Genomic DNA, 5,428 nt, shown 5'->3' on the forward strand with positions numbered 1-5,428 from the left:
TGTTCTTTGAGAACTCAATAGTGTGTCGATGAATGTCAGTGCCAAATGTTTTATTTTGGTTCCGTTCATCCTCCCCCCGTGAGGGTGACGGACATTTTTGTCAGCTAATTTTCCGGCTGGCGTTTAAGTTAGGTTTTCGGACTCTGGTTCGAGATACTTCTGATTCGCTGCTTCGGTGGCAAATCTAGAGTCTTCAACGGAGAGTTTGATCCTGGCTCAGGACGAACGCTGGCGGCGTGCTTAACACATGCAAGTCGAGCGGTAAGGCCCTTCGGGGTACACGAGCGGCGAACGGGTGAGTAACACGTGGGTGATCTGCCTCGTACTCTGGGATAAGCCTGGGAAACTGGGTCTAATACCGGATATGACCACGAATCGCATGGTTTGTGGTGGAAAGATTTATCGGTGCGAGATGGGCCCGCGGCCTATCAGCTTGTTGGTGGGGTAATGGCCTACCAAGGCGACGACGGGTAGCCGGCCTGAGAGGGCGACCGGCCACACTGGGACTGAGACACGGCCCAGACTCCTACGGGAGGCAGCAGTGGGGAATATTGCACAATGGGCGGAAGCCTGATGCAGCGACGCCGCGTGAGGGATGACGGCCTTCGGGTTGTAAACCTCTTTCGACAGGGACGAAGCGCAAGTGACGGTACCTGTAGAAGAAGCACCGGCCAACTACGTGCCAGCAGCCGCGGTAATACGTAGGGTGCGAGCGTTGTCCGGAATTACTGGGCGTAAAGAGCTTGTAGGCGGTTCGTCGCGTCGATCGTGAAAACTTGCAGCTCAACTGCGAGCTTGCGGTCGATACGGGCGGACTAGAGTACTGCAGGGGAGACTGGAATTCCTGGTGTAGCGGTGAAATGCGCAGATATCAGGAGGAACACCGGTGGCGAAGGCGGGTCTCTGGGCAGTAACTGACGCTGAGAAGCGAAAGCGTGGGTAGCGAACAGGATTAGATACCCTGGTAGTCCACGCCGTAAACGGTGGGCGCTAGGTGTGGGTTTCCTTCCACGGGATCCGTGCCGTAGCTAACGCATTAAGCGCCCCGCCTGGGGAGTACGGCCGCAAGGCTAAAACTCAAAGGAATTGACGGGGGCCCGCACAAGCGGCGGAGCATGTGGATTAATTCGATGCAACGCGAAGAACCTTACCTGGGTTTGACATACACCAGAAAGCTGCAGAGATGTAGCCCCCCTTGTGGTTGGTGTACAGGTGGTGCATGGCTGTCGTCAGCTCGTGTCGTGAGATGTTGGGTTAAGTCCCGCAACGAGCGCAACCCTTGTCCTGTGTTGCCAGCGCGTTATGGCGGGGACTCGCAGGAGACTGCCGGGGTCAACTCGGAGGAAGGTGGGGACGACGTCAAGTCATCATGCCCCTTATGTCCAGGGCTTCACACATGCTACAATGGCCGGTACAGAGGGCTGCGATACCGTGAGGTGGAGCGAATCCCTTAAAGCCGGTCTCAGTTCGGATCGGGGTCTGCAACTCGACCCCGTGAAGTTGGAGTCGCTAGTAATCGCAGATCAGCAACGCTGCGGTGAATACGTTCCCGGGCCTTGTACACACCGCCCGTCACGTCATGAAAGTCGGTAACACCCGAAGCCGGTGGCCTAACCCTTGTGGAGGGAGCCGTCGAAGGTGGGATCGGCGATTGGGACGAAGTCGTAACAAGGTAGCCGTACCGGAAGGTGCGGCTGGATCACCTCCTTTCTAAGGAGCACTTCTCCAGGTGGTGTCTCGAACAGTCGAGATCGCCTCTGGCAGAGACAGTTTCGGGCTCACATGTAGTCCGGCTGGAGCTCATGGGTGGAACGCTGACAACCTCTCCCGCGTATCGACCGGTACTCAGTGACCGGCCGGCGGTTGATATATCGACACACTGTTGGGTCCTGAAAGAACAGACGTTCTTTCCAGGCAAAAGATACGACAAGGTTTTCTCCGCGTGTCATACCGCGGGATTTCTTCCCGGCTGGTGCCGCAGTGGTGAGAAGGTCTTGTGTGTTGTTTGAGAACTGCACAGTGGACGCGAGCATCTTTGTTAGTAAGTGTGTAAGAGCGTACGGTGGATGCCTTGGCACCAGGAGCCGATGAAGGACGTAGGAGGCTGCGATAAGCCTCGGGGAGCTGTCAACCGAGCTGAGATCCGAGGATTTCCGAATGGGGAAACCCAGCACGAGTGATGTCGTGTTACCCGCCGTTGAATATATAGACGGTGTGGAGGGAACGTGGGGAAGTGAAACATCTCAGTACCCACAGGAAGAGAAAACAATAGTGATTCCGTGAGTAGTGGCGAGCGAAAGCGGAAGAGGCTAAACCGGTTGTGTGTGATAGACGGCAGTCGTTGCATAGCCGGGGTTGTGGGACTTGCTTTCTCAGATCTGCCGATCTGGGCGACAGTCAGAAAAGATCGCGTTAGTCGAATTGGTCTGGGACGGCCAACCGTAGACGGTGAGAGTCCGGTAGACGAAAACGTGTTCTCTGTTGTAGCAGGCACCCGAGTAGCAGCGGGCCCGTGAAATCTGCTGTGAATCTGCCGGGACCACCCGGTAAGCCTGAATACTCCCTGGTGACCGATAGCGGACTAGTACCGTGAGGGAAAGGTGAAAAGTACCCCGGGAGGGGAGTGAAATAGTACCTGAAACCGTGCGCTTACAATCCGTCAGAGCCTTCGATTTCGGTCGTGGGGTGATGGCGTGCCTTTTGAAGAATGAGCCTGCGAGTCATCGGTGTGTGGCGAGGTTAACCCGTGTGGGGTAGCCGTAGCGAAAGCGAGTCCGAATAGGGCGTTTGAGTCGCATGTCATGGACCCGAAGCGGAGTGATCTACCCATGGCCAGGGTGAAGCGACGGTAAGACGTCGTGGAGGCCCGAACCCACTTAGGTTGAAAACTGAGGGGATGAGCTGTGGGTAGGGGTGAAAGGCCAATCAAACTCCGTGATAGCTGGTTCTCCCCGAAATGCATTTAGGTGCAGCGTCGCGTGTTTCACACTGGAGGTAGAGCTACTGGATGGCCTAGGGGGCCCACAAGCTTACCGAAGTCAGCCAAACTCCGAATGCCGGTGTGTGAGAGCGCGGCAGTGAGACTGCGGGGGATAAGCTTCGTAGTCGAGAGGGAAACAGCCCAGATCGCCGGCTAAGGCCCCTAAGCGTGTACTAAGTGGAAAAGGATGTGGGGTCGCTGAGACAACCAGGAGGTTGGCTTAGAAGCAGCCACCCTTGAAAGAGTGCGTAATAGCTCACTGGTCAAGTGATCCTGCGCCGATAATGTAGCGGGGCTCAAGTACACCGCCGAAGCCGCGGCACTCAGTCATACAGATCGCCTTCGGGCCAGTCGACTGGGTGGGTAGGGGAGCGTCGTGTAGCCAGGGAAGCAGCGGGGTGACCTAGTTGTGGAGGCTGCGCGAGTGAGAATGCAGGCATGAGTAGCGAAAGACGAGTGAGAAACTCGTCCGCCGAATGACCAAGGGTTCCTGGGCCAGGTTAATCCGCCCAGGGTGAGTCGGGACCTAAGGCGAGGCCGACAGGCGTAGTCGATGGACAACGGGTTGATATTCCCGTACCCGTGTATCCGCGCCCAATGGCGAGCCGGTTTTGCTAATCGTCCTGAACCCAATGGACCACCTTCGGGTGGCCGGAGGGGGATGCACGAGACCCAGACCGTAGTAGTCAAGCGATGGGGTGACGCAGGAAGGTAGCTGGGCCCGGTGGTGGATTACCGGGTGTAAGCCTGTAGGGCGTTGTGTAGGCAAATCCGCACAACATGTGCCTGAGAGGTGATGCGTAGCCGGTTGAGGTGAATTCAGTGATCCTATGCTGCCGAGAAAAGCCTCTAGTGAGTTGGTACACGGCCCGTACCCCAAACCGACACAGGTGGTCAGGTAGAGAATACTAAGGCGATCGAGATAACTGTGGTGAAGGAACTCGGCAAAATACCTCCGTAACTTCGGGAGAAGGAGGGCCCGATCTGGTGAACGGATTTACTCCGGGAGCTGGGTTGGGTCGCAGAGACCAGAGAGAAGCGACTGTTTACTAAAAACACAGGTCCGTGCGAAGTCGTAAGACGATGTATACGGACTGACGCCTGCCCGGTGCCGGAAGGTTAAGAGGACCGGTTAGCGAAGCAATTCGCGAAGCTGAGAATTTAAGCCCCGGTAAACGGCGGTGGTAACTATAACCATCCTAAGGTAGCGAAATTCCTTGTCGGGTAAGTTCCGACCTGCACGAATGGCGTAACGACTTCTCTGCTGTCTCCACCACAGACTCGGCGAAATTGCATTACGAGTAAAGATGCTCGTTACGCGCGGCAGGACGAAAAGACCCCGGGACCTTCACTATAGCTTGGTATTGGTGTTCGGTACGGTTTGTGTAGGATAGGTGGGAGACTGTGAAGCGGGCACGCCAGTGTTCGTGGAGTCGTCGTTGAAATACCACTCTGGTCGTATTGGACCTCTAACCTCGGGCCATGATCTGGTTCAGGGACAGTGCCTGGTGGGTAGTTTAACTGGGGCGGTTGCCTCCCAAAATGTAACGGAGGCGCCCAAAGGTTCCCTCAGCCTGGTTGGCAATCAGGTGTTGAGTGTAAGTGCACAAGGGAGCTTGACTGTGAGACTGACAGGTCGAGCAGGGACGAAAGTCGGGACTAGTGATCCGGCACCGGCATGTGGAAGCGGTGTCGCTCAACGGATAAAAGGTACCCCGGGGATAACAGGCTGATCTTCCCCAAGAGTCCATATCGACGGGATGGTTTGGCACCTCGATGTCGGCTCGTCGCATCCTGGGGCTGGAGTAGGTCCCAAGGGTTGGGCTGTTCGCCCATTAAAGCGGCACGCGAGCTGGGTTTAGAACGTCGTGAGACAGTTCGGTCTCTATCCGCCGCGCGCGTTAGAAACTTGAGGAAGGCTGTCCCTAGTACGAGAGGACCGGGACGGACGAACCTCTGGTGTGCCAGTTGTCCCGCCAGGGGCACGGCTGGTTGGCCACGTTCGGAAGGGATAACCGCTGAAAGCATCTAAGCGGGAAGCCTGTTCCAAGATGAGGTTTCTCACCCCTTTAAGGGGGTAAGGCCCCCAACAGACCATTGGGTTGATAGGCCAGAACTGGAAGTGCGGTAACGCATGGAGGTGACTGGTACTAATAGGCCGAGGACTTACCAACAAAGCTGCTACGCGTCCACTGTGCGGTATCTGAAACAACACACAGATACAGGAAGACGAAGGTCCCGGCGACGGGGTGTTCGGCTCTCTGTGGATAGTTTCATAGAGTTACGGCGGCTATAGCGGTGGGGAAACGCCCGGTCCCATTCCGAACCCGGAAGCTAAGGCCACCTGCGCCGATGGTACTGCACTCGACAGGGTGTGGGAGAGTAGGACACCGCCGGAACATACATTCAGGTAAGGCCCCCAACCAGCAGGTTGGGGGCCTTACCCAT

Annotated in this window: 3 rRNA genes; all 3 read left to right on the top strand. The window is 56.5% G+C overall.

Annotated features, from left to right (window positions below):
• Positions 1 to 193: 193 nt before the first annotated feature.
• The 3 genes from NE2_RS34295 (at position 194) to rrf (ending at position 5,379) form a co-directional block, all read left to right on the top strand.
• Positions 194 to 1,710, top strand: a 16S ribosomal RNA gene (locus tag NE2_RS34295).
• 329 nt (positions 1,711 to 2,039) lie between these two features.
• A 23S ribosomal RNA gene (locus NE2_RS34300) occupies positions 2,040 to 5,154 on the top strand.
• A gap of 108 nt (positions 5,155 to 5,262) precedes the next feature.
• Positions 5,263 to 5,379 (top strand): 5S ribosomal RNA (gene rrf, locus NE2_RS34305).
• The 16S, 23S and 5S rRNA genes sit together here, the layout of an rRNA operon.
• Positions 5,380 to 5,428: the final 49 nt, after the last annotated feature.

It is taken from the genome of Nocardia elegans NBRC 108235, assembly GCF_001612845.1.
Lineage (GTDB): Bacteria > Actinomycetota > Actinomycetes > Mycobacteriales > Mycobacteriaceae > Nocardia > Nocardia nova.